This is a genomic window from Arthrobacter sp. TMS2-4 (assembly GCF_054511075.1).
This window is the reverse complement of record NZ_JBTNDI010000009.1, coordinates 22,919-48,995: the sequence shown is the minus strand read 5'-3', so window position 1 is coordinate 48,995 and position 26,077 is coordinate 22,919. Positions and strand designations below refer to the sequence as shown.

At 70.7% G+C, this 26,077-nt stretch carries 22 protein-coding genes and 1 tRNA gene; 5 read left to right on the top strand and 18 right to left on the bottom strand.

All coding sequences use genetic code 11. The features are described from left to right. The first annotated feature begins 18 nt into the window (after positions 1-18). A complete protein-coding gene (locus tag ACX80F_RS12345; RefSeq protein ID WP_459336696.1) occupies positions 19-2,196 on the top strand; it encodes a protein kinase domain-containing protein in 2,178 nt (725 codons plus the stop codon). Positions 2,197-2,290: 94 nt separating this feature from the next. On the opposite strand, the gene ACX80F_RS12340 is transcribed toward ACX80F_RS12345, so the two are convergent. Beyond that, positions 2,291-3,673 carry a class II 3-deoxy-7-phosphoheptulonate synthase gene (locus tag ACX80F_RS12340; RefSeq protein WP_459336695.1) on the bottom strand — a complete coding sequence of 461 codons (1,383 nt, stop codon included), beginning with the start codon at positions 3,671-3,673 and terminating at the stop codon, positions 2,291-2,293. A gap of 136 nt (positions 3,674-3,809) precedes the next feature. Continuing rightward, complete coding sequence (locus ACX80F_RS12335; RefSeq protein WP_459336694.1) at positions 3,810-4,694, bottom strand: lysophospholipid acyltransferase family protein; 885 nt, start codon at positions 4,692-4,694, stop codon at positions 3,810-3,812. Positions 4,695-4,951: 257 nt separating this feature from the next. Between ACX80F_RS12335 and ACX80F_RS12330 the strand changes: the two genes are divergently transcribed. After that, positions 4,952-5,494 (top strand): hypothetical protein, encoded by a 543-nt coding sequence (locus ACX80F_RS12330; protein ID WP_459336693.1) that lies wholly within the window; start codon positions 4,952-4,954, stop codon positions 5,492-5,494. A gap of 122 nt (positions 5,495-5,616) precedes the next feature. Here the strand turns inward: ACX80F_RS12330 and ACX80F_RS12325 are convergent, their stop codons facing one another. After that, complete coding sequence (locus tag ACX80F_RS12325) at positions 5,617-6,621, bottom strand: ROK family glucokinase (protein WP_459336756.1); 1,005 nt, start codon at positions 6,619-6,621, stop codon at positions 5,617-5,619. 212 nt (positions 6,622-6,833) lie between these two features. Here ACX80F_RS12325 and ACX80F_RS12320 point away from each other — a divergent pair, with 212 nt between their 5' ends. Further along, positions 6,834-8,642 (top strand): AMP-dependent synthetase/ligase, encoded by a 1,809-nt coding sequence (locus ACX80F_RS12320; RefSeq protein WP_459336692.1) that lies wholly within the window; start codon positions 6,834-6,836, stop codon positions 8,640-8,642. Positions 8,643-8,687: 45 nt separating this feature from the next. Here the strand turns inward: ACX80F_RS12320 and ACX80F_RS12315 are convergent, their stop codons facing one another. Together ACX80F_RS12315 and ACX80F_RS12310 are read right to left on the bottom strand one after the other, a co-directional pair. Beyond that, on the bottom strand, positions 8,688-10,091 hold the full coding sequence (locus ACX80F_RS12315) for a mycothione reductase (protein WP_459336691.1): 1,404 nt from the start codon (positions 10,089-10,091) through the stop codon (positions 8,688-8,690). Between the two features lie 71 nt (positions 10,092-10,162). Continuing rightward, on the bottom strand, positions 10,163-13,597 hold the full coding sequence (locus ACX80F_RS12310) for a pyruvate carboxylase (protein ID WP_459336690.1): 3,435 nt from the start codon (positions 13,595-13,597) through the stop codon (positions 10,163-10,165). 203 nt (positions 13,598-13,800) lie between these two features. Between ACX80F_RS12310 and ACX80F_RS12305 the strand changes: the two genes are divergently transcribed. Further along, positions 13,801-14,625 carry a ParA family protein gene (locus ACX80F_RS12305; RefSeq protein WP_459336689.1) on the top strand — a complete coding sequence of 275 codons (825 nt, stop codon included), beginning with the start codon at positions 13,801-13,803 and terminating at the stop codon, positions 14,623-14,625. A 19-nt stretch (positions 14,626-14,644) separates the two neighbouring features. Here ACX80F_RS12305 and ACX80F_RS12300 read toward each other — a convergent pair whose 3' ends face one another. The 5 genes from ACX80F_RS12300 to gcvH form a co-directional block, all read right to left on the bottom strand. Then, the gene (locus tag ACX80F_RS12300) at positions 14,645-15,232 is read right to left on the bottom strand and encodes a MerR family transcriptional regulator (protein WP_459336688.1); all 588 of its coding nucleotides are present in this window, start codon (positions 15,230-15,232) and stop codon (positions 14,645-14,647) included. A 224-nt stretch (positions 15,233-15,456) separates the two neighbouring features. Then, positions 15,457-15,960: a bifunctional nuclease family protein gene (locus ACX80F_RS12295; RefSeq protein ID WP_459336687.1), complete on the bottom strand. Its 504-nt coding sequence runs from the start codon at positions 15,958-15,960 to the stop codon at positions 15,457-15,459. A 10-nt stretch (positions 15,961-15,970) separates the two neighbouring features. After that, positions 15,971-16,711, bottom strand: a complete 741-nt coding sequence (gene ftsR / locus ACX80F_RS12290) for a transcriptional regulator FtsR (protein WP_459336686.1) — start codon at positions 16,709-16,711, stop codon at positions 15,971-15,973. 8 nt (positions 16,712-16,719) lie between these two features. Further along, positions 16,720-17,211, bottom strand: a complete 492-nt coding sequence (locus ACX80F_RS12285; RefSeq protein WP_459336685.1) for an FHA domain-containing protein — start codon at positions 17,209-17,211, stop codon at positions 16,720-16,722. 74 nt (positions 17,212-17,285) lie between these two features. Next, on the bottom strand, positions 17,286-17,672 hold the full coding sequence (gene gcvH / locus ACX80F_RS12280; protein ID WP_459336684.1) for a glycine cleavage system protein GcvH: 387 nt from the start codon (positions 17,670-17,672) through the stop codon (positions 17,286-17,288). Between the two features lie 237 nt (positions 17,673-17,909). Here gcvH and ACX80F_RS12275 point away from each other — a divergent pair, with 237 nt between their 5' ends. Further along, a complete protein-coding gene (locus tag ACX80F_RS12275) occupies positions 17,910-18,440 on the top strand; it encodes a flavodoxin domain-containing protein (RefSeq protein ID WP_459336683.1) in 531 nt (176 codons plus the stop codon). Between the two features lie 55 nt (positions 18,441-18,495). Here the strand turns inward: ACX80F_RS12275 and ACX80F_RS12270 are convergent, their stop codons facing one another. The 8 genes from ACX80F_RS12270 to ACX80F_RS12235 form a co-directional block, all read right to left on the bottom strand. After that, complete coding sequence (locus ACX80F_RS12270) at positions 18,496-19,482, bottom strand: hypothetical protein (protein ID WP_459336682.1); 987 nt, start codon at positions 19,480-19,482, stop codon at positions 18,496-18,498. A 124-nt stretch (positions 19,483-19,606) separates the two neighbouring features. Further along, positions 19,607-19,683, bottom strand: a tRNA-Pro gene (locus tag ACX80F_RS12265). Positions 19,684-19,761: 78 nt separating this feature from the next. Beyond that, entirely contained in the window at positions 19,762-21,318 is a 1,557-nt protein-coding gene (der, locus tag ACX80F_RS12260) for a ribosome biogenesis GTPase Der (RefSeq protein WP_459336681.1), read from the bottom strand. A 91-nt stretch (positions 21,319-21,409) separates the two neighbouring features. Further along, positions 21,410-22,132, bottom strand: coding sequence for a (d)CMP kinase (cmk, locus tag ACX80F_RS12255; RefSeq protein WP_459336680.1), 723 nt, complete (start codon positions 22,130-22,132; stop codon positions 21,410-21,412). A gap of 32 nt (positions 22,133-22,164) precedes the next feature. Further along, positions 22,165-23,289: a prephenate dehydrogenase gene (locus ACX80F_RS12250; protein WP_459336679.1), complete on the bottom strand. Its 1,125-nt coding sequence runs from the start codon at positions 23,287-23,289 to the stop codon at positions 22,165-22,167. A 3-nt stretch (positions 23,290-23,292) separates the two neighbouring features. After that, on the bottom strand, positions 23,293-24,546 hold the full coding sequence (locus ACX80F_RS12245) for a pseudouridine synthase (RefSeq protein ID WP_459336678.1): 1,254 nt from the start codon (positions 24,544-24,546) through the stop codon (positions 23,293-23,295). A 27-nt stretch (positions 24,547-24,573) separates the two neighbouring features. After that, a complete protein-coding gene (gene scpB / locus ACX80F_RS12240; protein ID WP_459336677.1) occupies positions 24,574-25,209 on the bottom strand; it encodes an SMC-Scp complex subunit ScpB in 636 nt (211 codons plus the stop codon). Beyond that, positions 25,206-26,075, bottom strand: a complete 870-nt coding sequence (locus tag ACX80F_RS12235) for a segregation and condensation protein A (protein WP_459336676.1) — start codon at positions 26,073-26,075, stop codon at positions 25,206-25,208. The genes scpB and ACX80F_RS12235 overlap by 4 nt, the downstream gene beginning before the upstream one ends. Positions 26,076-26,077: the final 2 nt, after the last annotated feature.

The window sequence follows — 26,077 nt, the reverse complement described above, 5'->3', positions numbered from 1 at the left end:
CCCGTTTACTATCGAAGGGTGCACCAGCAACGGAAGGACCCCCTCGAGGGAGCAACGGTCGACGGGCGCTACGTCGTCCACTCGCGGTTGGCCCGCGGGGGCATGTCCACCGTCTACCTCGCCACCGACCGTCGGCTGGACCGGCGCGTGGCGCTCAAGGTCCTGTACCCGCACCTGGCCGAGGAGCCCGGCTTCATCGACCGGTTCGAGCAGGAGGCGAAGTCCGCGGCCAGGCTGTCCCACCCGCACGTCGTCGGCGTCCTCGACCAGGGTGTGGACGACGTCGACGGCCAGGACGTCGCGTACCTCGTCATGGAGTACATCCAGGGCAGGACCCTGCGCGAGGTGCTGCGCGACCACGGCCGGCTCACCCCCCGCCATGCGCTCGACCTGCTCGACGCGGTGGTCGAAGGGCTGGCCGCGGCCCACGATGCCGGACTGATCCACCGTGACGTGAAACCGGAGAACGTCCTCCTCTCCGACACGGGCCAGGTGAAGATCGCCGATTTCGGTCTCGCCCGCGCCGTGTCAGCGAGTACGGGCACGGCGACCCTCGTCGGCACCGTCGCCTATCTCTCCCCCGAACTCGTCCTCGGCCGGCCCGCCGAGGCGCAGAGCGACATCTACTCGACGGGCGTCATGCTCTTCGAGCTGCTCACCGGGCAGCAGCCCTTCCTCGGCGAGACACCGATTCAGGTGGCCATCCAGCACGCGCAGTCGGACGTCCCGGCGCCGTCGGCCCTTCTTCCGGGCCTGGCCACGGACATCGACGAGCTGGTGCAGTGGTGTACCTCCCGGGATCCCGAGGACCGCCCGGTGGACGGATCCGCGCTGCTCGGGGAACTCCGGCACATCCGCAGGACGCTCACCGACGATGAGCTGGACTTCGCGCCCGGGGACGCACCCGACGTCGTCCCGGAGCAGGATCAGCTGACCGTCGCGGTCGTTCCGCGGCTCGCGGCCGACGCGCGAACGGTGGCCCTGCCCCGACCTCCGCGGCCGGGTGGTTCCGGAAACGCTGCGGGCCTCGCCGGCAGGACGGAAGTCCTTCCGGGGGCGCGCGAGGATCACCGCACGAGCGTCATCAGCAGGGACCCCAACGCCACCCGGGTGATCGGGGGGATGCCGGCCGTCCCCCCGGCGTCGGCCGCGCCCGGGCCGGCCGGGGAACGGAAGCGCCCGGGCAGCACGGGCAGCACGGCCGCTGCGACCGGCCGTCCCGGAGACCGTGCGGCCCGCCCGCTGTCGAAGCGGCAGCAGGCACGTGAGGCGCAGCGTCCGCAGAAGACGCTGCGCGGGCGGACCGGGCGTCGTTCCGTCCGTGTGCTCGTGGCGCTGCTGATCGTCCTGGCCGGTCTCGTCGCCGGGCTGGGCTGGGTCTTCGGGGCGGGGCCGGCCGGGGTGGTCACTCTGCCCGACCTCGCGAACGTCCCGCTCGCGGAGGCGCGCGCCGTTCTCGAGGACGAGGGGCTCGTGTCCGTGTCCACCGCGGAGGCCTTCGACGACGAGGTCCTCGCCGGCCTGGTGATCGGCACGGACCCCGCCGCGAACTCGGAGGTCCGGCGCTTCGAGCGCGTGGACCTGGTCGTCTCCCGGGGGCCCGAGCTGTTCGCGGTCCCGGACCTCGGGGGCCGGTCGCAGGCCGAGGCCGCCGTGCAGCTCAACGCCGTAGGGCTCTCCGTAGGCGCACTGGAGGAGGAATACAGCGAGAGCGTGCCGGCCGGGGTGATCCTGCGGCAGAGCCCGGAACGGGGCACCGAGCTCCGGCGTGGTTCGGCGGTGGACCTCGTGGTGTCACTCGGGCCCGCGCCGATCGCCGTCCCCGACGTCGTCGGGCTCCCGGAGCAGGACGCCGTGGACGCGCTCGAGGAGGCGGGCCTCGTGTCGGTCGTCGGCGAGACCCGCGAGTACAGTCGGACGGTACCGGCCGGGGCCGTCGTGGGCCAGAGCCCTTCCGGCGTCGAGGTGCAGCGGGGAACCGCCGTCACCCTCACGCTCTCCCGCGGTCCGCGCCTGGTACAGGTCCCCAGCGTCTTCTCCCTCCCGGAGGAGCGGGCCGTCGAGGCACTGGAGGCCGCGGGCTTCGAGGTGCAGGTCGACTACACCTTCGGCAGCGCGGTCCTCGGCCTCGTCGCCGGCCAGAGCCCCTCGGGCGAGCAGCCCGAGGGGACCGTCATCACGATCACCGTGACCTGATGCCCGGCCCCCGCGAACGCAGGAGGCGGCCACCGCGGTGGCCGCCTCCTGCGTCGTCCCGGTCGACCAGCGTCGCCGTCGTTCAGTTCGTCGCTCAGCTCTTCGAGAGCGCTCCCGCGACGAGGAACGCCATCTCGAGCGACTGCATGTGGTTCAGGCGCGGATCGCACACGGACTCGTAGCGCTCCAGGAAGGCCTCCTGGTCGATCGGGTCGGCGCCGCCCAGGCACTCGGCGACGTCGTCGCCGGTCATCTCGACGTGCAGCCCGCCCGGGAACGTGCCCAGGGCGTTGTGCACCTCGAAGAACCCGCGTACCTCGTCGATGACGTCGTCGAAGTTGCGGGTCTTGTAGCCGTTGGGAGAGGTCACCGTGTTGCCGTGCATGGGGTCCGTCACCCAGAGGACCTGGGCGCCGGACGCGGTGACGCGCTCCACGAGCTTCGGCAGCTTCTCCCGGATGTTGCCGGCTCCCATGCGCGTGATGAAGGTGAGCCTGCCCGGTTCCCGGTTCGGGTCGAGCTTGTCGATGAGCGCGAGGGCGTCGTCCCCGGAGGTCGACGGTCCGAGCTTGACGCCGATCGGGTTTCGCACCCGGGACAGGAAGTCCACGTGCGCGCCGTCGATGTCGCGGGTGCGCTCCCCGATCCACAGGAAATGGGCGGAGGTGTCGTACGGCAGGGAGGTGCGGGAGTCGATCCGGGTCAGCGCCCGCTCGTAGTCCAGGAGCAGGGCCTCGTGGCTGGCGAAGAACTCGACGCGCTTGAGCGCTTCGAAGTCCGTTCCGCAGGCGTCCATGAACCGGACCGCACGGTCGATCTCCCGGGCGAGCGATTCGTAGCGGGAATGCGCCGGATTGGCCATGAAGCCCTTGTTCCAGTGGTGGACCAGCCGGAGGTCGGCGAACCCTCCCTGCGTGAAGGCCCGGATCAGGTTCAGCGTCGAGGCCGACGTGTGGTACGCCTTCACCATCCGCGAGGCGTCGTGCCCGCGGCTCTCCGGAGTGAAGTCGTAGCCGTTGACCATGTCGCCCCGGTAGGCCGGGAGGGTCACGCCGTCGCGCGTCTCGTCGTTGGAGGACCGCGGTTTGGCGAACTGGCCGGCCATCCGTCCCATCTTGATGACCGGCAGGGAGGCGCCGTAGGTCAGGACGACGGCCATCTGCAGGATCGTTCGGACACGGGCGCTGATCTTGTCGGCCGTTGCGCCGTCGAACGTCTCCGCGCAGTCACCGCCCTGGAGGAGGAACGCCTTGCCCTGGGCGGCCGCGGCGAGCCGCTCGCGCAACACGTCCACCTCCCCGGCGAAGACGAGAGGCGGCAGGCTCGAGAGTTCCTTGACCGATGCCGAATAGACTCCGGGGTCCTGCCACGAGGGCTGCTGCGCTGCGGTCATCGAACGCCAGGCATCGAGGCCGGCGGTGGTGGACGAGGCGGAATCCGCGGAGCGCGGAAGGACGGGAGCTAGGAAGTCAGTCACACCCGAATTCTACTGGCTGGGCGGACGCGACCCGATTCGGCCCGTCATGGCCGCCCGGGGCGGTGTCACACAGCGGCTCCCCACCCGGGGGCGCCTCCTGCGCCGGCCCCTCGTGCACCGGTGCGGTGCGTGGGCCCTACGCCGAACCGGCCGCGCCGCCCGGGGTGTCCCCGCCCGGGGTGTCCCCGCCCTCGTCGGTCGGGCGCGGCTCCTCGGACGCTGTTGCGCGGCCGATCTCCGTCACGGCGCCCGGTGCGGGGGTGCCGGCGTCGTTGGAGATGCGGACGGCGGCCCTCCGGGTGTCGGCGCCGGGCCGGGGCGCCTTCCGGCCGGCGGCCTTCTCCGCGGCGAGGCGTTCCTTGACCGTGCTGGCGTACGCGTCGACGTACTCCTGCCCGGACAGGCGCATCAGTTCGTACATGATCTCGTCGGTGACGGATCGCTGCACGAAGCGGTCGTCCTCGAGTCCCTCGTACCGTGTGAAGTCGAGGGGCTCGCCGATGATGATGCCCACACGTCGGATGTTGGGGATGCGGCGACCGATGGGCTGCACCTTGTCGGTGCCGATCATCGCCACGGGAATCACCGGCACGCCGGTGGCGAGGACCAGCTTCGCGACACCCGTCTTCCCACGGTAGAGGCGACCGTCAGGGCTGCGGGTCCCCTCGGGATAGATGCCGAGGACGCCGCCGTCGTTGAGGATGTCCATCCCTGCGCTCAGGGACGAGGACGACGCCGCCCCGCCCGAACGGTCCATGGGCAACTGGTTGGACAGCCGGAAGAACAGCGCTGTCAGCCGGCCCTTGACGCCCTTGCCCGTGAAGTACTCGGACTTCGCGAGGAACACGACGGTCCGGGGAACGACGATCGGCAGGAAGATCGAGTCGGAGAACGAGAGGTGGTTGCTGACGATCACGGCCGGGCCCGTGGCAGGGACGTTGTCGAGTCCCTTCACCCACGGCCGGAACAGGAGGTTGAGGATCGGACCGACGATGATCCGTTTCATCACCCAATAGAACACGCTGCCAGCCTCCCTGGACGGACGGTGCGGCACTCGGCAATGCCGCCCGCTTTTTCCTCTGGAAGCCTACTCTAAGGGTGCCCGCGCGGCGCACGACGTCGGCACGGCCGCTGTCCGGGAGAATACCGACACGCTCGGCGGTTGACGTAGCGCCGTGCGGTGTCCACGATTGTACGAGCACGCCCACTGATGTCCGAAGATGCCGGGCGGAGATCCTCCGAATCCTGGCCGCAGCACGCGACGGCAGGTAGCAAAGTATGGGCCCCCGAGGTCAGGAACCGAACGAATCCACCGACGACGCCGTCTGGCAGGACCTCGTGGCGCGGCTGGAAGGGACGCCCACCGATCCCGACCGCCCGGAACCGCCCCCCGTCGGCGGGCATCACGACGGCACGTCCGACGCCGTCCGCTTCACGGACGATGCCCCGGGCGAGACCCCGGATGCCGCCGCGGGCACCACCAGCCGGGAACGCGCGGAAGCCATCTTCCGCAACCAGCCCTTCCGGTCCACCGGCCCCCGCGACCACGTCGCGCCGGACGACCAGGACGACCCGGACGAGGACGGGGGCTTCACCCCGGAGGATCCGCCACCGATCGGATCCGGCGAGCCGCTGACGGTCCTCGCCTGGATCGGGGCAGCCGGCGGCCCGATCATGCTGTTCCTCATCGCGATGTTCTGGCGGACCGCGCCCATGACCGTCACGCTCGGCCTGCTCGCCGCGTTCCTGGCGGGCGCAGGCTACCTGGTCACCAAACTGCCCAAGCACCGCGATGTCGGGGACGACGGCGCCGAGGTCTGACGCGCGGCCGCCTGCAGGAGCGGCTGGTTCCGGACGCCGGGCCGAGACGCCGGTCGTGTCAGGTGCTGGTGGTGTCAGGCGCTGGTCATGTCAGGTGCGCACGGGTTCAGGCGCGCACGGGTTCAGGTGCCGCTGCGCGAGAGCAGACGGGACAGGTCGGCGGCCCCGATGAGCCCTGCGGCCGGTCCGAGGTCCGCCCGTTCGATCCGCGCCACGGGCCGGAAGCCCCGACCGGTCAGGTTCCGTCCGAAGGCGCGCCGGGCCGGTTCCAGCAGGAGGTCACCGGCCGCGCTCAGCCCCCCGCCGATCACGAAGGTCCCGGGGTCCAGCGCCGCCGCCAGGTTGGCCAGGCCCAGCCCCAGCCACTGGCCGACATCGTCGACGAGTTCCCGCGACGTCGGGTCTCCCGCCATGGCGAGCCGGGTGACGAGGGCCCCGGTGATCGCGCCGTCGACGCCCGCCGCGGCGTCGATGATGGCCTGGGCCACCGGTGACTGCGCTGCGGCCAGTTCACGGGCCTCCCGTCCCAGCGCGTTGCCCGAGGCGTACTGTTCCCAGCAGCCCCGATTGCCGCATTCGCAGCGCTGGCCCTGGGGGACGACGATCTGGTGGCCGAATTCGCCCGCAACGCCGTACCGGCCTCGCTCCACCCGCCCGCCCATGATCATGGCGCCGCCGATCCCGGTCCCGAGGGTCACGCAGACGAGCCGGGACTCCCCGCGGCCCGCGCCGAACCGCCATTCGGCCCACGCGGCGGCGTCGGCGTCGTTGACCACCGTCACGCGCCGGCGGAGCAGTCGCTCCAGGTTGAGCCGCACGGGCTCGTTGCGCCAGGCCAGGTGAGGGCTGAACAGCACCGTGCTGTTGGACAGATCCATCCAGCCCGCCGCCCCGATGCCGACCGAGCGGACCCGGTATTCCCTCGACAGTTCCCGGACGAGGTCGGTGACGACCGCCTCCACGGCGCGGGGGTCCTGGCCGGGCGTCGGCCTGCGTGCCTCGGCGAGGATCCGGCCGTGGACGTCCACCACGCCGGCGGCGATCTTGGTGCCCCCGATGTCGACGCCGACCGACAGGCCGCGGCGTGCCGGATTGGGCAGCGCGGTGCGGGCGGGACGGGCGGCCATCGGCCCGTGGCCCCTCCACGGGAGGCCCGTCCCGGGGCGCGGCCGCCGGGCCCGGGGAGGTCCCGGCTCGGGCATGATCGGCATGCGGTCCTCCTCGTCAGGGCCGGGTGCGCGCACCCGTTACAGATTCGTACAGTACTGGAGGGTGTTTCGGACAGGTAACGCTATAGGGTTAAACCACCTCATCGTGGGGTGATATCAAAGGAGCTATCGTGCGCGACATCAGCGTCCCCGTCCTCGTCGACGTCCCCCGTCGGACGAATACCACCGACCTTGTGATCCGGCAGGCGACCAAGCCGTCGAATCCGGCGCTCTTCGCCGTCAAGGGCACCTCGGGTGAGTGGGAGAACATCTCGGCCACCGAGTTCCGTCGCCAGGTCGAGGACATCGCGAAGGGCCTGATCGCCTCCGGCGTGCAGACCGGGGACCGCGTGGCCATCATGGCCCGCACGCGGTACGAGTGGTCGCTGGCCGACTTCGCGATCTGGTTCGCCGGCGCCGTGTCCGTCCCCGTCTACGAGACCTCGTCCCCCGCGCAGGTCGCCTGGATCCTCAGTGACTCCGGTGCGGTCGGAGCCTTCGTCGAGTCGGCACGCCACGAGGGAGTGGTCCGTGACGCCGTCGCACTGGAGAACATCGGGTCCCTCCAGCACGTATGGCAGTTCGACGGCGACGGCCTGGACACGCTGCGGACGGCCGGAGTGGGTACGGACGAGCAGATGCTGTCGGACCGTAGGGCGCACGCCGGGCTCGACGACATCGCGACGATCATCTACACCTCGGGCACCACGGGCAAGCCCAAGGGCTGCGAACTGACGCATGGGAACTTCGTAGAGCTGTCGGAGAACGCCGCCGCGGCACTCCCGGAGGTGGCGCGCGAGGGCGGCCAGACGATCATGTTCCTTCCCCTCGCCCACGTCTTCGCCCGCTTCATCTCGGTCCTGTGCGTCGCGGCCGGCGCCACGGTGGCGCACACCCCCGACGTCAAGAACCTGCTTCCCGACCTGCAGAGCTACCGGCCCACGTTCATCCTGGCCGTGCCCCGCGTGTTCGAGAAGGTCTACAACAACTCGATGCTCAAGGCGGAGGACGGCGGCAAGGGCAAGATCTTCCACGCGGGAGCCGATGTGGCGATCGCGTGGTCGAAGGCCGAGCAGGCGGGGAAGATCCCCCTGACCCTGAAGGTCAAGCACGCCGTCTTCGACCGCCTGCTCTACGGCAAGATCCGCACGGCGATGGGCGGCCGCGTGGAGCACGCGGTGTCCGGCGGGGCGCCCCTCGGGGACCGCCTCGGCCACTTCTTCCACGGCATCGGTCTCATGGTCCTCGAGGGCTATGGGCTGACGGAGACCACGGCGCCCATCACGGTGAACACGCCGAAGCGCATCAAGATCGGGAGCGTGGGCGCTCCCCTTCCGGGCAACGCGGTGAAGATCGCGGACGACGGCGAGATCCTCGCCCGGGGCGTCTGCGTCATGAAGGGGTACTACAACCGGCCCGACCTGACCGCCGAGGCCTTCCTCGACGGGTGGTTCCGCACCGGCGACATCGGCGAGCTCGACGACGACGGCTTCCTGAGCATCACGGGCCGCAAGAAGGAGATCATCGTGACGGCCAGCGGCAAGAACGTGATCCCCGCGCTGCTCGAGGACGCCATCCGCGCGAACGCCCTGGTATCCCAGTGCGTCGTCGTCGGCGACGGCCGTCCCTTCATCTCCGCCCTCGTCACGATCGACGAGGAGGCCCTGCCGGGCTGGCTGGACCGGCACCAGCTGCCGGCCGGGACGACGACGGCGGACGCCGCGGAGCACCCTCAGGTCCTGGCGGAGATCCAGGCACTCGTGGACCAGGCGAACTCGACCGTCTCGCGGGCGGAGGCCATCAAGGAGTTCCGGATCGTGGCCACCGACTTCACCGAGAGCACCGGCCACCTCACGCCCTCCCTCAAGATCAAGCGGGCCCAGGTCCTCAAGGACTACTCGGACGTCGTGGAGTCCATCTACAATCCGGCCTCCGTCTGACCGGGACGGGTGTCCCCTACCGACCGTCGGCCGGGGGCACCCGCGTCAGTCGATGGTCAGATGCAGCAGGGCGTTCTCCACCACTTCGGTGAGCGCCGGATGGATCCAGTACTGACCCTTCGCCATAGTGTGCGCATCCAGCCCGAAGGACATGGCCTGGACCAGGGGCTGGATGATCATCGAAGCCTCGTGGCCGAGGATGTGGGCGCCGAGGATCCGGCCGGTATGCTGCTCGGCGATGATCTTCGCGAAGCCGCGAACATCCTCCATCGCCCACCCGTACGCCGTCGAGCCGTAGTGCTGGACGGCCGTCACGACGGCCGTCCCTGCGGCCTCGGCGTAGGCGAGGGCCTGTTCCTCCGTCATGCCGACGGAGGCAGCCTGCGGGTGGGAGAACACCGCGGCGGGCACGAACCGGTGGTCGCTGGCCCGGAGCGCGTCGGGGTGACACAGATTGTGGGCGACGGTCTTCGCCTCGTGGTTGGCGACGTGCTTGAGCTGGTAGGGGCTGCTCAGGTCGCCGAGCGACCACAGCCCGTCCACCGGCGCGCCGCCGCGCAGGACGCGCTGGAACTCGTCCACGGCGAGACGTCCGTCCCCGTGCGTGTCGAGCCCCGCGGCGGACACCCCGAGCCGATCCGTGTTCGGCGTGCGTCCGATGGCCACGAGCACGGCGTCGACCTCGAGCTCGGCGACCCCGTCGGGCCCGTGGAGCCGGGCCGTGACGCTGCCGTCGTCGTTGGCGCTGATGCCCGTGACGTCCGTGCCGAGGCGCACGTCCCACTGGTGTGCGGCCTGCTCGGTGAAGGACTCGGACACGGTGTCGTCGAGCTGGCGCAGCATGCCCGCCGAGCGGACCGCGAGTGTCACCCGGGTGCCGAACGCGCCGAACACGTGCGCGAATTCCGCCGCGATGTAGCCTCCGCCGACGATGAGCAGGCGCTGCGGCCGCTCGTCGAGGCGCATCACGGTGTCCGAGGTGTGCACCTGGGGCAGGGTGATGCCGGGGATGTCGAGGAGGACAGCGCGCGAGCCGGCGGCCAGGACCAACTGGTCCGCGGTGATGACGTCCCCGCCCGGAGTCTCGAAGGATTTCTCCCCCGTCAACCGGACGTACTCCTCGATGAGAGTCACGTTCGGGAGCTCCTCTGCCCGGTACGTCCTCCCGCTCCGGGAGATGGTGTCGATCCGGGTGAAGATGCGGTCCCGGATATCCTGCCAGCGGACCCCGTCGAGGGAGAGGTCCACGCCGAGCCGTGAGGACTCCGCCGGCGCCGACGCCAGCCCCGCGGGGTAGACGAACATCTTCGTTGGGATGCAGCCCACATTCAGGCACGTGCCGCCGAAGGTCCCGCCGTCGACGAGCACCACCTTGCGGTCGTCCCATTCCGGGGAGATGAGCGTGTTGCCCGAGCCGGAGCCGATGATCGCGAGGTCGTAGTGGGTCACACCCGCAGTCTAACGGCGACCACGCGCGTGGCCGGGCGGGCGGCACCCCGCCCGCCCGGCTGCGATCCGGGTCAGGACGCCGCGACCACTAGCAGGAGGTCGCCGCCCTGCGCGGGTGCGACGCCGGTGAAGGCCACGCGCTGGACCGTGCCGGCCACGGGGGTCGTGATGCTCGCCTCCATCTTCATGGCCTCGATGGTCGCGACCGTGTCTCCCGCGGCGACGGTGTCGCCCTCGGCACGGGTGACGGTCACCGACCCTGCGAACGGAGCGGCGATCTGGCCCGGGGTTCCCGGATCGGCCTTCTCGGCGGCCGCGACATCGCTGTCGACACTCCTGTCCCGCACGCTGACGGGCCTCATCTGGCCGTTCAGCGTGCACATGACGGTCCGCATGCCTTTCTCGTCCGGCTCCGAGACCGCCTCGAGGGTGGCGATCAGCCGGACGCCCTTCTCGAGCTCGATGACGTGCTCGGTGTTGGGCTGGAGCCCGTAGAGGTAGTCGGCCGTGCCCAGGAGGGACACGTCCCCGTAGGTGTCGCGCGTAGCCCTGAAGTCTTTCGCCGGCCCCGCGAACAGGAGCGTGTTCAGGGCGGAGCGGCGCTCCGACGAGGATCCGGCGAGCCGTGCCTCGTCCTCCGCCGTGAGCTCGGCGTCGCGCGGCTTGATCGCGCGGCCCTCCAGGGCCTTGGTACGGAAGGGCTCCGGCCAGCCGCCGGGCGGGTTGCCCAGTTCCCCGTTGAGGAACCCGATGACCGAGTCCGGGATGTCGAAGGCCTGCGGGTTCTCCTCGAACTCGGCGGGATCGGCGTTCTTCCCCACGAGGGCCAGGGCGAGGTCGCCCACCACCTTGGAGGACGGCGTCACCTTCACCAGTCGGCCGAGGATGCGGTCCGCCGCGGTGTACATGTCCTCGATCGCCTCGAACCTCTCGCCCAGGCCGAGCGCGATGGCCTGCTGCTTCAGGTTCGACAGCTGCCCGCCGGGGATCTCGTGGCGGTAGACGCGGCCCGTGGGCCCGGGCAGTCCGGACTCGAACGGCGCGTACATCCGGCGCACCGCCTCCCAGTACGGTTCCAGGGAACAGACCGCGTCGAGGTCCAGGCCGGTGTCCCGCGGCGTGTGCGCGAGGGCCGCCACGAGGGCGGACGCGGAGGGCTGACTGGTCGTGCCGGCCAGGGCGGCGCTGGCGACGTCGACGGCGTCGACCCCCGCCTCCACGGCCGCGAGGAGCGTGGCGAGCTGGCCGCCGGCGGTGTCGTGGGTGTGCAGGTGGACCGGCAGGTCGAACCTTTCCCGCAGGGCGGTCACGAGCTGCGCGGCGGCGGCCGGGCGGAGTAGTCCCGCCATGTCCTTGATGGCCAGGATGTGGGCGCCGGCGTCGACCATTCTCTGTGCGAGGTCGAGGTAGTACTCGAGCGTGTAGAGCGTCTCCGCCGGATCGAGCATGTCGGCGGTGTAGCAGAGGCACACCTCGGCGACCGCGGTCCCGGTTCCCCGGACGGCCCGGATGGCGGGCTCCATCTGCGTGACGTCGTTCAGGGCGTCGAAGATGCGGAAGATGTCGATGCCCGAGGCGACGGCCTCCTGCACGAACGCCGTGGTGACCGCTTCGGGATACGGGGTGTACCCGACGGTGTTCCGCCCGCGCAGCAGCATCTGGAGGCAGATGTTGGGGACCTCGCGGCGCAGCGCGTCCAGGCGCTCCCACGGATCCTCGCCGAGGAAGCGGAGCGCGACGTCGTAGGTGGCCCCGCCCCACGCCTCAACGGACAGCAGCCCGGGCGTCAGCCGGGACACGCTCGCGCCGGCGGCGGCGAGGTCGCGGGTCCGGACGCGGGTGGCGAGCAGGGACTGGTGGGCGTCGCGGAACGTGGTGTCCGTGACCGCGACGGCGGTCTGTTCGCGCAGCGCCTTCGCGAAGCCCTCCGGGCCGAGCTCGAGCAACCGCTGCCGGCTCCCCGCCGGCGGTGCGTCCGACGGTGCGTCGGCGTCGGCTGCACGCCGGTCCTCGGGGGGCTGCGGCAGCTTCTCCCGCGGGTCGAGGTGGGCCGGCCGGGCGCCGTTGGGCTGGTTGACGGTCACGTCGGCAAGCCAGGTGAGCAGCTTGGTGCCACGGTCGGCGGGCACACGCGCCGTCAGGAGCTCGGGGCGTTCGTCGATGAACGACGTCGCCACGTTGCCCGCGATGAAGTCCGGGTCGTCCAGGACGGCCTGCAGGAAGGAGATGTTCGTCGACACGCCACGGACGCGGAACTCCGCAAGGGCCCGCCGGGCCCGGGTCACCGCCGAGGGGTAGTCCCGGCCGCGGCAGGTGAGCTTGACGAGCATCGAGTCGAAGTGCGGGCTGATCTCGGCGCCCGCGTAGACGGTGCCGCCGTCGAGCCTCACCCCGGCGCCGCCGGCGGACCGGTAGGCGGAGATCCTGCCGACGTCCGGGCGGAACCCGTTCGCGGGGTCCTCGGTGGTGATGCGGCTCTGCAGGGCCGCGCCGCGCAGGGTCACGGTGTCCTGGCTCAGGCCGAGGTCGGCGAGGCTCTCGCCGGCGGCGATCCGCAGCTGGGACTGGACGAGGTCGACGTCGGTCACCTCCTCCGTGACCGTGTGCTCGACCTGGATGCGCGGGTTCATCTCGATGAAGACGTGCTGGCCGGCCCGCTCCCCGACCGTGTCCACGAGGAACTCGACCGTTCCGGCGTTCACGTAGCCCAGTGCGGTCGCGAACTTCACGGCGTCGCGGTGCAGCGCCTGCCGGATCGAGTCGTCGAGGTTCGGGGCGGGGGCGATCTCGATGACCTTCTGGTGGCGTCGCTGCAGGGAGCAATCGCGCTCGAAGAGGTGCATCACGTTGCCTGACGCATCCGCCAGGATCTGCACCTCGATGTGGCGCGGACGGAGGACCGCCTGCTCCAGGAACATGGTCGGGTCGCCAAACGCGGACTCGGCTTCGCGCATCGCGGCCTCCAGTGCCTCCGGCAGCGCTTCGCGGGTGTCCACCCGCCGCATCCCTCGGCCACCGCCGCCGGCCACCGCCTTGGCGAAGACGGGAAACCCGATCTCGTCCGCCGCGGCGATCAGTTCGGCGACGTCGGCGCTTGGCCGGGACGAGGCGAGGACCGGGATTCCGGCGGCTCGGGCTGCGTCGAGTGCCTTGACCTTGTTCCCGGCGAGCTCCAGCACGTCGGCCGGCGGACCGACGAACGTGATCCCGGCCTCCGCGGCGGCCCGGGCGAGGCCGGGATTCTCGGACAGGAATCCGTACCCGGGGTAGATGGCGTCGCAGCCGGACTCCTGGGCCACGCGAATGATCTCCTCGACGTCGAGGTACGCCCGCACCGGGTGTCCCTCCTCGCCGATGAGGTAGGCCTCGTCCGCCTTCTGGCGGTGGATCGAGTTCCTGTCCTCGTAGGGGAAGACCGCGACGGTCTTGGCTCCCACCTCGTGTCCTGCGCGGAAAGCGCGGATGGCGATCTCGCCACGGTTGGCTACCAGAATCTTCGAGAACATCGCACTCCTGCATCCTTGCCGGTCGGGTTCTTCAGGCTGGCTCGATCCTACCCGTGGGTCCACGCCGGTCCATGCCGGTGCCGCCATGTGGACGGGCGGTCCCCGCGGACCGTCCGGGCGGCGGGCCGCACCACTCTATGATGGACGGGATCACAAGGACATCGGCCGCCGTCCGCGGCCGGGGATAGGTATGGGTTCCCAGCGTGCAGGTAGTGAGCATCAGCAGCCTCAAAGGCGGCGTGGGCAAGACGTCGATGACCCTGGGGCTGGCCTCGGCCGCACTGGCGGCAGGCATTCCGACCCTCGTCGTCGATCTCGATCCGCACGCTGATGCGACCACGGGCCTGGGCGTCAGGCCTTCCGGCCAGACCGACATCGGGCGCCTGCTGAAGAACGCACGACGCGCGGACCTCGGCGCCAACACCGTCCCCAGCGGCTGGGTGGCGACCGCCTCGCAGCAGCCGGGCGCCCGGAGGTCCACGCTCGACGTCGCGATGGGCTCGGCCTATTCGGGCATCTACGACCGCCCCGACCTCGGCCGACGCGACCAGCGTCGCCTGGCCTCGCTCCTGTCCGGGGTCGAGGGATACAGCCTGGTCCTGATCGACTGCCCGCCGTCGCTGAACGGACTCACCCGCATGGCCTGGACCGCGAGCAACAAGGTGCTCCTCGTGGCGGAACCGGGCCTCTTCTCCGTGGCGGGTACGGAGCGCACCATGCGCGCCCTCGAGCTGTTCCGCCGCGAATTCGCGCCCGGCCTGCAGACCGCGGGCATCCTCGCGAACCGGGTGCGCGAGACCTCGCACGAGCACGCGTTCCGCCTTGCCGAGATGCGTCGGATGTTCGGCGACCTGGTCCTGAGCCCCACCATCCCGGAACAGGCCAACTGGCAGCAGATCCAGGGCGCCGCGCATTCGGTGCACCACTGGCCCGGCGAATCCGCGCAGCAGGCGTCGGGCTACTTCGACGAGTTGCTCCTGAACGTCGTGGACCCGGCCAGGATGCGCAGCCGGACCGCCCGGCGGTAGGCACTGGCGGCGTCGGGACTCAGCTGATCTTGCGGGTGGCGCGGCGCTTGCTGAGCTCGTCGCCGGGGAACTCCTGGTCCGCCGCGTGCTCGCTGGGCAGGGCCGCGAGGCTTCCCTCGACCTCGCGCCACACACGCCCGACGGCGATGCCGAAGACTCCCTGCCCGCCCTGCACGAGGTCGATGACCTCGTCGGCGGAGGTGCATTCGTAGACGCTCGCGCCGTCGCTCATGAGGGTGATCTGGGCGAGGTCCTCGACCCCGCGTTCGCGGAGGTGCTCGACGGCGGTGCGGATCTGCTGGAGGGACACCCCGGTGTCGAGCAGGCGCTTGACCACCTTGAGGACGAGGATGTCGCGGAAACCGTAGAGGCGCTGGGTGCCGGAGCCTGAGGCGCCGCGGACGGCCGGTTCGACGAGTCCGGTCCGCGCCCAGTAGTCGAGCTGGCGGTAGGTGATGCCTGCAGCCTTGCAGGCGGTGGGACCGCGGTAGCCGGCGTCCTCGTCGAGGACGGGGAGGTCTTCCGTGAACAGCAGGCCCTGGGCGCTCGCCGGGACACCGGTGCCTGATGGGCTGGCTGCCTTGCCGGCGTCACCCTTCGGACTCACGTGCTGCCTCCTCGTCGGGTTCCCCCGGGACGTCTGCTGATCAGCCGGAACCTCTGGAGGTGCACTCACGTGTGCTCCGGGTTCCACACGCGCGCTGTGGGAACTGTATTCTTCGACGTTAGATCGCGCAACGGGCAAGGTCAAAGACGACGGCCCTCAAGAATTGCCGTGTCGTCGGCGACCCGCGGAAAGCCGCGGGAGCAGCGGCCGCGGCGTCGGGCATCTCACCGTTCGAAGTCCTCCGGCTCCACGTCGGCGAGGAACTCCCGGAACTGGAGGACCTCCTTCTCGGCGGTCGCCTCCGTCTCGCCGTCCTCGGCCTCCTCGGCGTCCGCTTCCGCGATCTCGACGCCGGCCACGGCCAGCACCTCGTCCGCGCAGAAGATGGGGCACGGCACCCGCAGCGCGATGGCGAGGGCGTCCGAGGCGCGCGATCCCACCGTCACGCCGTCGGCGAAAACGAGCTCCGCGTGGTAGACCGTGTCCTCCACGGAGATGATGCGCACCTCGGTGATCTGCTTCCCGGCCACAGCGACGACGTCGACCAGCAGGTCGTGGGTCATGGGCCGGGGAGGGACGATCCCCTGCTGCACGAAGGCGATCGCGCTGGCCTCGGGCGCGCCGATCCAGATGGGCAGGTGCCGTTCCCCCGCGGTCTCACGCAGAAGGACCAGGGGCTGGTTGGACGGCAGCTCGATCCGCACACCGACCACTTCTACTTCGATCACGGGTTGCCGCCTAACTGTCCATCCGGGCTATGTGGCTGTGCACCAGGGCGCTGTGGAGGCCGAGGCAGAGTTCGCTGATCTCGCGCGCCGTCTCCGCGGCACGGGCCTTCGAGGCGACGTCCCTGCGCGAGGCCGTCGGGGCGACGACGCTCTCGACCAGACCCAGCTCCCGGTCCGCGGCTGCACGGAAGGGCCGGAGGTGGCGGGGTTCGATGCCGTGTCCCTCGAGTTGCACGCAGGCCTTCGTGATCTTCAGGGCATGCTCATCGAAGCGGTTGTCGACGGCCGTGATGAGGCCGAAGCTCACGAGATCGTCGACGAGCCGGCGTGGAGCACCCGCTTCCGCGGCCAGTGTCTCCGACGTGAGCCGTCGTGCATGTCCCTGCAGTTCGCGGGAGAGCTGATCGGAGACCACACGCGGCGCGAGGGTCATCCCGCCGGGCAGCGACTCCGGGCGTTCACCGCGGTCGATCGCGTCGACGTAGTCCTTGATCACCTTCAGGGGCAGGTACTGGTCGCGCTGGAGGGCGAGCACGAAGCGGAGTCGCTCGACGTCGTGGGACGCGTACTTCCGGTACCCGGCCCGGGTGCGTTGCGGCGAGATCAGGCCCTTCTCCTCGAGGAACCGGATCTTCGACGCCGTGACCTGCGGGAACTCCTCCGCCAGCTCACGCAGAACCTCACCGATGGTGAGGACACCGGCGCCGGAGGGGACGCCGGCCGGATGCCGGGCGGGTTGGGAGGCAGGCATGAACCGGACTATGCCTGCGCTGTCGTGGGCTGGCCGCCCTGGCCCGGGACGGTGCGTGCCGCGTAGAAGGTCAGGCGGAACTTGCCGATCTGCACTTCGTTGCCGTTGCGCAGGGCGACGCTGTCCACGCGGTCGTTGTTGACGTACGTGCCGTTGAGGCTGCGCGTGTCGACGACCATGAACCCGTTCTCCGTGCGGCGGAACTCGGCGTGCTGACGGGAGACCGTCACGTCGTCCAGGAAGATGTCGGCGTTCGGGTGGCGTCCTGCCTTCGTGATGTCCTCGTCCAGCAGGAACCGTGCACCGGCGTTGGGGCCGGAGTGTGCGATCAACAGTGCGGAGCCGGCAGGGAGGGCCCCGACGGATGCGTGCTCCTCGCGGGTCAGGTGCCGCTCCACCTCGATTACCTCGACCTGCGGGGGCAGTCCGATGGTCGTTGTCTCAGGAGATGTCATGTTCGGCTCTTCTCCGTTTGCGGCTGGATTCACGTCGGGCACCATGGTCTTTCCTCCACCTACTGCACGATGGACCGGCGTGGCGCCGACCATACTGTCCCTGCCTTTGCGAGGTGGATCTAGCCTACCTGCTGCGAGTAGTCGGCTGAACTCAACAGATCCCGGACGACCGCGGGGTCCGCGACCTTGATCTCGAGCAGCCAGCCCTCACCATAGGGATCGGAATTGATCAGGGAGGGATCGTCGTCGAGCGCCTCGTTGCGCGCCACGATCTCGCCGGACACGGGGGCATAGATGTCGCTGACGCTCTTCGTGGACTCGACCTCGCCGATGACGTCCGAACCGGTGACGCCGGTGCCGGCCTCCGGCATCTGGACGTAGACGACATCCCCGAGGGCATCCTGTGCGAAATCGGTGATGCCGACGCGCACCGTGCCGTCGACGGCGGGCTCACTGACCCACTCGTGCTCCGCGGTGTAGTAGAGGCCGTCTGGAATGTTGCTCATGGTTGCCTTTCGGACGCGGAGTGGAGCAGCGGCGGCGCGAGGCGCCACCCGGTACAAGTACTGGTCGAGTATAGGCACAACGCACGACGCCGTGACGCGCCTCTCATCGTGCGCGGGCGGCCCCGGGGCGCCGGGCGTGGAGTGCCCGGATCAGCCCCGCGCCGGGACGTTCGGCCCTTCTGCGGCGCGGGATGCCGGTGCAGACTGTTCCGCGCAGACCGACGAAAGGCGCGGGAGATGAACACACTGGTCGTGTACGAATCGATGTTCGGGAACACCCGGGTGATCGCCGAGGCCATCGCCGACGCCCTCCGGCCGTCCGGCGATGTCACGGTGAGGGCTGCGACCGATGCCCCGGTGCAACTGTCCGGGTACGGCCTCGTCGTCGTCGGTGCACCGACCCACGGGCACACGCTCCCGCAGGCGGCGTCACGGCAGGAGGCCGCCGCCTGGGCCGACGACGGGGATCGCGACCTGACGCTCGAGGCGGACGCCCTGGAGCCCGGGGTCCGGGAGTGGCTGGAGCGGATGACCCTGTGCGACGAGGAGCCCCGCTTCGCCGCCTTCTCGACGCGCGCGGACATGCCACGCATCTTCGCCGGTGATGCGACGGCCGCGATCCGGCGGACGCTGCACCGGCGCGATCTCTCCGTCGACGCGCATGAGGACTTCCTCGTCGACCGCGGGAGCCACCTCCTGCAGGGAGAACAGCAGCGCGCCCGCGACTGGGCCCTGACGCTCGTCCCCGTGGCGTCCCGTCAGCAGTGAGCAGGGTCGCGCCGACGGGCTCAGACGCCGGTCACGGATCCGCCCGTGGTCGTGGTCACCGCGGGGGTCCGGCGGCTCCGCCCCGGCCCCCGTGCAGGTGACGGAAGTAGACCAGGAGCGGCACCATGCCGATCACGGCGAGGGCCGTGAAGAGAGGGACCGCCGCCATCGACGCGAACGGCGTGTCCGGGTCGGCGACCGCGCCGAACCACTGGTCGGTGGCCACACCGATACCTTCGAGCACCAGCAGGACGAGCAGGGCCCCGACGACGAGCCGACCGAGCGGGCGATCCGTCCACAGCCACCACGAGGACACGATCATGAGCGGGAGCCAGACGGCGAGGTCCTGGACGAAGACCGGGTTGGTGATCATGCCCGACCCGTCCAGGAAGGCGTGCGGGGAATCGTCGAGGATCGCGGGCACGATCGTCCGCAACCACACCAGCGCGTTGAGGACGGCGATGACGGCCGCGTACGCGGCGATGCCCCGCGCGGGCAGACCCTCGTCGAAACGGGCGTTGAACTCCACCAGATCGACCTTCCGCACCAGCGTCGCCGCGGACCAGAGCGCGAGCGAGAGCATCGCCACATAGGCGGGGAACAGGCTGTTGAAGGGAGTCCCGAACAGGAACAGCACGGCCTGATAGATGATGTAGCCCACCGTGCCCAGCCACACCACGAGCGCCCGGGCGCTGTTCCTCGATGCGGAGGACGTGGAGGCCAGGGACATAGAGATGAACAGCAGCGGGACGGCGAGGACCATCAGCACGAGCGCTGTCCCCCGTATGTTCCCCTGCGTCACGGCCGGCCCCGACAGCACACCGGGGAGGAAGAAGGACGTGGCGGCGGCGAGCAGCGTCACCGCACCGAGTGCGACGGACAGCGCGTACGCTGCCCCCGGGCGGATCGGCGGCCCCGGGCGCGCTGCGCCTGGCTGCAGGAGACCCGGCCCCTGCTGCCGGCCGGGTCGGACCCCTGTGCGGGCCAGAACTCCGTGCGCGGGTGTGCCGCCCGTGACTGCGGACGGATGATCGCTGTTCATGCGTCGATCCTCGTCCGCGCCGCGGGGCACGCCTAGGGCCGAGAGTCCCCACGCCGGAACCCGGGAAACACGAAACGCCCTCCCGAAGGAAGGCGTTCCGTGGACGATGCCCGAGGACATCATATGGTCGGGATGACAGGATTTGAACCTGCGACCCCTTGACCCCCAGTCAAGTGCGCTACCAAGCTGCGCCACATCCCGAACGGCCTGTCCAGCAGGCCAAACCACTCGGATAACACTACAGCATTCCGGCGCGGAACCGCACACCGGGAGGGGGTGTCAGCGCTTGCGGCTGCGCTTCTCCCGGACACGCATGCTGACCTCGATGGGTGTGCCCTCGAAGCCGAACGTCTCCCGCAGGCGGCGGGTGATGAAGCGGCGGTATCCCGGGTCCAGGAAGCCCGTGGTGAACAGCACGAACTTCGGCGGCCGGCTCGAGGCCTGGGTACCGAAGAGGATCCGGGGCTGCTTCCCGCCGCGCACCGGGTGTGGGTGGGCGGAGACGAGCTCGCCGAGGAACGCGTTGAGGCGCCCCGTCGGGATCCGGCGGTCCCACGATTCGAGGGCGACGTCGAGGGCGGGCACGAGGCGGTCCTTGTGCCAGCCGGTGAGCGCCGAGATGTTGACGCGCGGCGCCCAGTCCACGTGGGCCAGGTCCTGGTCGATCTCGCGCTCGAGGTAGCGGCGGCGCTCGTCATCGAGCAGGTCCCACTTGTTGAAGGCCAGCACGATCGCGCGGCCCGACTCGATGGCCAGGTTGAGGATGCGGACGTCCTGCTCGCTGAGCACCTCGTCGACGGCGAGGAGCACGACGGCGACCTCGGCCTTCTCCAGGGCGGACTGCGTGCGCAGGGAGGCGTAGAAGTCGGCACCCTGCTGCATGTGGACGCGCCGGCGGATGCCCGCGGTGTCCACGAAGCGCCAGGTGCGCCCGCCGAGCTCGATCATCTCGTCCACGGGGTCCCGCGTGGTCCCGGCGAGCGGGTCGACGACGACGCGGTCGGAGCCCGCGAGCTTGTTCAGCAGCGAGGACTTGCCCACGTTGGGCCGCCCGATCAGCGCGATGCGGCGGGGGCCGCCGGAGCGCTCGATGCCGCCGTGCTCGGAGAACTCGGGCAGGATCGTGTTGATGTGGTCGAGCATGTCGGCGGTGCCGCGGCCGTGCAGCGCGGACACCGGCCAGGGTTGCCCGAAGCCGAGACCCCACAGCACCGAGGCGTCGGCCTCGTTCTGGATGTCGTCCACCTTGTTGGCCACGAGGATCACGGGCCGGTTCTTGCGCCGCAGCATGCGTACCACGGCCTCGTCGGTCGCGGTGGCGCCGACGGTGGCGTCGACGACGAACAGGACGGCGTCCGCCATGTCGACGGCGATCTCCGCCTGGTCGGCGACACGGGCGGCGATGCCCTTGGCGTCCTGCTCCCATCCGCCGGTGTCGACGAGGGTGAAGTTCCGTCCGGACCACTGGGCCGGGTAGGAGACGCGGTCGCGGGTCACGCCGGGCGTATCCTCGACGACGGCCTCGCGGCGGCCGAGGATGCGGTTGACGAGGGTCGACTTGCCGACGTTCGGGCGACCGACGATCGCGAGCACCGGGTTCATCCGGCCTTCGGCCTCGTCGTCGAAGTCCTCGTCCTGGCGGGCCAGGAGCGCGGCGTCCTCGTCGTCGAGCTCGTAGTCGTCGAGGCCCGCGCGGAGGGACGCGGCGCGCTGCTCGGCCTCGGCGTCGTCGAGGGTGTCGAGCAGTGCGCCGACCTGGTCCTCGCCGCTCGGCTCGTAGTCCTCGTCGGCTCCGGGGGCCTGCTCCGTCGCTTCCGGCGAAAGGTTCTCGCTCATCTGGTATTCCTTCGGTTGGTGTTCACCGTCTCCCGACGGCAATCCTGGTGGGCTCGCGCCCTGAATCCTGTGGTGTCCCGGGGCGGGACGGTCAGTGCGCCACCGTGCGCACGATGCCGAGGACCGCGGTCACGGTCTGCTCGAAGTCGAGATCGGAGGAGTCGAGCGTGACGACGCCGTCCGCCGCCTGGTGGAAGTCAACGACGGTCGAGTCGCGAGCGTCCCGGTCGATGACCTGCCGCTTCAGCTGGGCGTCGGTCTGCGTGCCGCCGAGCTGGTCCCCGCGACGGCGCAAACGGGCCTCCTCGGTCGCGGTGAGGAGGATACGCACCTCGGCGTCGGGGGCGACGACGGTGGTGATGTCACGCCCCTCGGCGACGATGCGGTGGCCGGCACCGGCGATCAGCGCACGCTGCCGCCGGATGAGCTCTGCCCTGGCGCCCATGGTGGTCGCGACGGCGCTCACCGCGGAGGAGACCGACGGCTCGCGGATGGCGGCCGTGACGTCGTCGCCGGCGATGGTCACCGACTCGTGGTCCGGGCTGGTGCTGATGAACAGCTCGATCTCCCTGGCTGCGCCCTCCACCGCGGCGCTGTCCTGCAGGTCGATTCCCTGCGCGACGCAGTGGAGGGTGACGGCGCGGTACATGGCTCCGGTGTCGAGGTAGGCGGCGCGGAGCCGTCGGGCCACTTCCCGGCTCACGCTGGACTTGCCGGAACCGGAGGGCCCGTCGATCGCGACGACGAGGGACTTGCCGAGCCGGAAGCCGGAGTAGGGGCTGGACGGCGTGGGCTCCCCCGCTGCCTCGGACATGGGTGTCCGCGTGGGGACTGCTGAAACCTGAGTCACTGCACTACCTTCCAGCCCCGCTGCGTCAGGGACTCCGTCAGTTCTTGTCGTTTGCCCGGAAGAACCGACAGTTCGGCGAGGCCGACCTCTCGTCCGGGAGAGTGTTCGAGGCGGAAGTCCTCGACGTTGATGCCGGTGTGCCCGATCTCCGTCAGGAGTTTCGCGATCTGGCCGGGCACGTCGTCGACGAGTACCGTCAGCCGCGCGAACGAGTTCGGCGGGGTCCCGTGCTTGCCGGGCACGCGCGCCTGGCCGGCGTTCCCCTCGGACATCAGCTGCGCCATGTCGAGGCGGGATCCGCCGCCCGTGGGGTTCTCGAGGGTGCTGATCAGGCGGTTCAGGTCCTCCCGGACGCCGTACAGGATCTCGACCAGACGGCCGGCGTTGGCGGAGAGGATCTGCACCCACAGGCGCGGGTCGCTCGCAGCGATCCGCGTCACGTCGCGCAGTCCGTTGCCCGCGAGCGAGAGTGCCTGCGCCGGCGAGTCCTGCAGCCTGCTGGCGACGAGGGAGGACACCACCTGCGGCAGGTGGGAGATGAGCGCCACGGCCTGATCGTGCTCCTCGACGGACATCCGCGCGGGCACTGCCCCGAGGTCGACCGCGAGCCGTTCGGCACACAGGACCGCTTCGGCGGAACTGTCGTCGCCGCAGAGGACCCAGGGCGCGCCCATGAACAGCTCCGCGCGGGCCGCGACGGGCCCGGAGGTCTCCCGGCCGGCCATCGGATGCGTCCCGATGTATCGCGAGAGGTGCCCCGCGGCCTCCGGGCTCGCTTCGAGCTCGCGCAGGATCGCTTCCTTCACGCTGCAGATGTCCAGGACGACGGCGTCCGGGTAGTCCAGGAGCGCAGCCGCGACCACCCGCGCGGTGACGTCGGGAGGAGTCGCGACGACGACGAGCTCCGGTGCAGGCTGCTCCCCCGCCGCCCGCGCCTCCGTGAGGAGTCGGCCGGCCCCGATGTCGCGCGCCACGGCCTCGGTGGACGGCGAGCTGTCGGACAGGACGACATCGAGTCCCCGGGCGCGCAGGCCCAGCCCGATGCTGGCACCGAGCAGCCCGGCCCCGACCACGAGGACCGGTCCGGCCAGGTGCGTGCCCTGCTCCGTGCGCGTGGTCATGGGCTAGAGGCCCACCGATGCCAGCAGGTGCCCGACCTCCTGGCGTCCGAGCACGCGGATGCTGCCCTGGCGCTGGTCCCCGACCCGGATGGGTCCGAGCTGGGTGCGGACGAGGCGCTCCACCGGGTGCCCGACGGCGTCGAAGAGGCGCCGGACCACGCGGTTGCGTCCCGAGTGCAGCACGACCTCGACGAGGATGTGGCCGGGCGTCGAGTCGACGAGCTTGAAGGAGTCGACCTTCGCGACGCCGTCCTCGAGTTCGATGCCGGCCTTCATCTGCGCGCCGATGCCTTGGCCCATGGGGCCGCGGACCTGCACGAGGTAGGTCTTCGGGACCTCGTAGGAGGGGTGGGTGAGGCGGTTGGTGAGCTCGCCGTCGTTCGTGAGCAGGAGCAGGCCCTCCGTCTCGGCATCCAGGCGGCCCACGTGGAACAGTCGCTCGTTCTTGTTCTTGTTCTTGAGGAAGTCGCTGATGCAGGGGCGGCCCTCGGGGTCCTCCATGGTGGAGACGACGCCGCGGGGCTTGTTGAAGACGTAGTACTTGAGGTTCTCGTCGAGCTGCAGGCGGATGCCGTCCACGTGGATGGCCACCTGCGCAGGGTCCACGCGGACGCCGAGCTCGGTGACGACGGTGCCGTCCACTTCCACCCGGCCGTCGAGGATCATCTCCTCGCACACCCGGCGCGAGGCGACGCCGGCGAGGGCCATGACCTTCTGCAGGCGGACACCCTCGGGGTTGTGCACGTCGACCTCGTCGGCAGGACGGCTGGAACGCTTCGGCTTGGCGGCCCGCACCGGGCCGAGGTTCTGTCCGAACCGCTCACGCCCGAACGGCCTGGGCCCGGCCGGCTTCTGCCGCCCCGCACCCTTCTTCTCGCCGCGTCCGCCGGTCGCGCTACCCGCGCTGCCGGGCTTGCCCCCACGGCCTCCGGACTTCGCTCCGAAGCGGCTCGACGGGGTGCCCGCGGAGGGCCGCCCCGCGGCCGACCGGGCGCGGCCGTCGGCGGATTCGCGACGGTCTCCTGCTCCGGTGGAGCGGCCCTCGGAGGGGCGGCCCTCATCCCGCGCCGGACGCGCGTCGTTCCGGGAGGGGCGTGCGTCGTTCCGCGAAGGGCGGTCCTCACCGGAGCGTCCGCCCTGCACCGAGCCGCCACGGGGGGCGGACTTCCTGGCACGGGCAGCGTCGGAGGGGCGCCCGGCCGACCCGCCGCGGCGCGGCGTACTGCGTCCGGAACCGGATCCTGGCTGCTGTGTCATGGTGAAAGTCCTTCTCGTCGGTCGTGCTCAGTACGTCGTTTCGTCATACTCCCCCAGGCTCTCGAGGCCCGGCAGGTGGGGAGCGATCCGGGGCAGTTCGTCGACGCTGCCCAGCCCCAATCTTTCCAGAAAGAGGGTGGTGGTCCCGTAAAGGACGGCACCGGTCTCCGGATCGGTCTCGAGCTCGGCAGCCAGTCCGCGCTGCAGCAGCGTGCGGACCACGGAGTCGACATTGACGCCTCGGATCGCGGATACCCGGGCCCGGGACACGGGCTGGCGGTACGCGATGACCGCCAGGGTCTCGAGCGCCGCCTGTGACAGGCGGGCCGATTGGCCGTCGAGCACGAAGTCCGCGACGACGGACGCGAAGTGCTGCCGCGAGAAGATGCGCCACCCGCCGGCAATGTTCCTGAGTTCGAAACCGCGCGGCACGGGGTGTTCGGCGTCCTGGGAGCCTGACCCAGTATAGCCGTCATACTCCCGCTGCAGGTCCACGAGCACTGCGCGCACTGCTTCGACCGGTTGGACGAGGGCCGCGGCGACCTGCTCGTCGGTGACCGGCCGGTCCGCGACCATGACGATTGCCTCCACTGCGCTCCGCAGCCCGCCGGGCAGCTCCTCGACGGGGACGCCCTGCCCGTCGGCCGGGGTCTGCGTGTTCATGCGACGCCCCTCTCGCCCTCGTCGCCCGTGCCGGCGTCAGCCGCGTCCGGCGTCCCCCGGCCGTCCCCGGCGCTCCATCGCACCAGGAGTTCGGACAGCGGGGCTGCCTGCTCGAAGGAGATGGCTCCGTCCCGGAAGAGCTCCAGCAGGGCGAGGAATCGCACCACGAGCACCAGTCGCGATGCGGCATCCTCCGTAAGGCGGCGGAAGGACAGGACGCCCCGGTCCTGCAGCAGCTCCTGCAGGACGAGGCTCTCCTCGCGCACGCTCACGGTCGGCGCATGCAGGTGGCCGACGCCCACCTCGGCGGGCTGTTCCTCGCGCGGCGCGAGCACCCGCGCGGCGATGGCCGCGAACTCCTCGGGGGAATGCCGCCAGAGAAGGTCGGGGAGGAGCCGGGTGAACCGCGGCTCGAGGGGCACGTCGCGCGGGTGCCGCGCGTCCTCCTCCTCCAGCCGGGCCGCGAGGTGCCGGGCCATCTCCTTGAACGCCCGGTACTGCAGAAGCCGAGCGAACAGCAGGTCGCGCGCTTCGAGGAGTGCGACGTCCTCGGCATCCTCGACCGCACCGGCCGGCAGGAGGCGGGCCGCCTTCAGGTCCAGGAGGGTGGCTGCGACCACGAGGAACTCGCTCGCCTCGTCGAGCTTGAACTCCCCCTCGGCCGCCTGCATGCGGCGGATGTGGGCGATGAACTCGTCCGTGACCTGGGCCAGGGCGATCTCGGTGATATCGAGCTCGCGCCGCGAGATGAGGTTGAGCAGCAAGTCGAAGGGCCCGGTGAAGTTGGTCAGCTGCACCTCGAAGACCGGGCGGGTCCCGGGCTCCGCCGGCGTCTCGGCCGCCGGGGCAACCGCCACGGGGACCACCC

Coding starts and splice junctions, on each gene's coding strand:
- ACX80F_RS12330 (WP_459336693.1), top strand. CDS start 4,952: ATGGGCCCCCGAGGTCAGGAACCGAACGAATCCACCGACGACGCCGTC.
- ACX80F_RS12325 (WP_459336756.1), bottom strand. CDS start 6,621: ATGGCCGCCCGTCCCGCCCGCACCGCGCTGCCCAATCCGGCACGCCGC.
- ACX80F_RS12310 (WP_459336690.1), bottom strand. CDS start 13,597: ATGTTCTCGAAGATTCTGGTAGCCAACCGTGGCGAGATCGCCATCCGC.
- ftsR (WP_459336686.1), bottom strand. CDS start 16,711: ATGCCTGCCTCCCAACCCGCCCGGCATCCGGCCGGCGTCCCCTCCGGC.
- ACX80F_RS12285 (WP_459336685.1), bottom strand. CDS start 17,211: ATGGTGCCCGACGTGAATCCAGCCGCAAACGGAGAAGAGCCGAACATG.
- gcvH (WP_459336684.1), bottom strand. CDS start 17,672: ATGAGCAACATTCCAGACGGCCTCTACTACACCGCGGAGCACGAGTGG.
- ACX80F_RS12275 (WP_459336683.1), top strand. CDS start 17,910: ATGAACACACTGGTCGTGTACGAATCGATGTTCGGGAACACCCGGGTG.
- ACX80F_RS12270 (WP_459336682.1), bottom strand. CDS start 19,482: ATGAACAGCGATCATCCGTCCGCAGTCACGGGCGGCACACCCGCGCAC.
- der (WP_459336681.1), bottom strand. CDS start 21,318: ATGAGCGAGAACCTTTCGCCGGAAGCGACGGAGCAGGCCCCCGGAGCC.
- cmk (WP_459336680.1), bottom strand. CDS start 22,132: ATGTCCGAGGCAGCGGGGGAGCCCACGCCGTCCAGCCCCTACTCCGGC.
- ACX80F_RS12250 (WP_459336679.1), bottom strand. CDS start 23,289: ATGACCACGCGCACGGAGCAGGGCACGCACCTGGCCGGACCGGTCCTC.
- ACX80F_RS12245 (WP_459336678.1), bottom strand. CDS start 24,546: ATGACACAGCAGCCAGGATCCGGTTCCGGACGCAGTACGCCGCGCCGC.
- scpB (WP_459336677.1), bottom strand. CDS start 25,209: ATGAACACGCAGACCCCGGCCGACGGGCAGGGCGTCCCCGTCGAGGAG.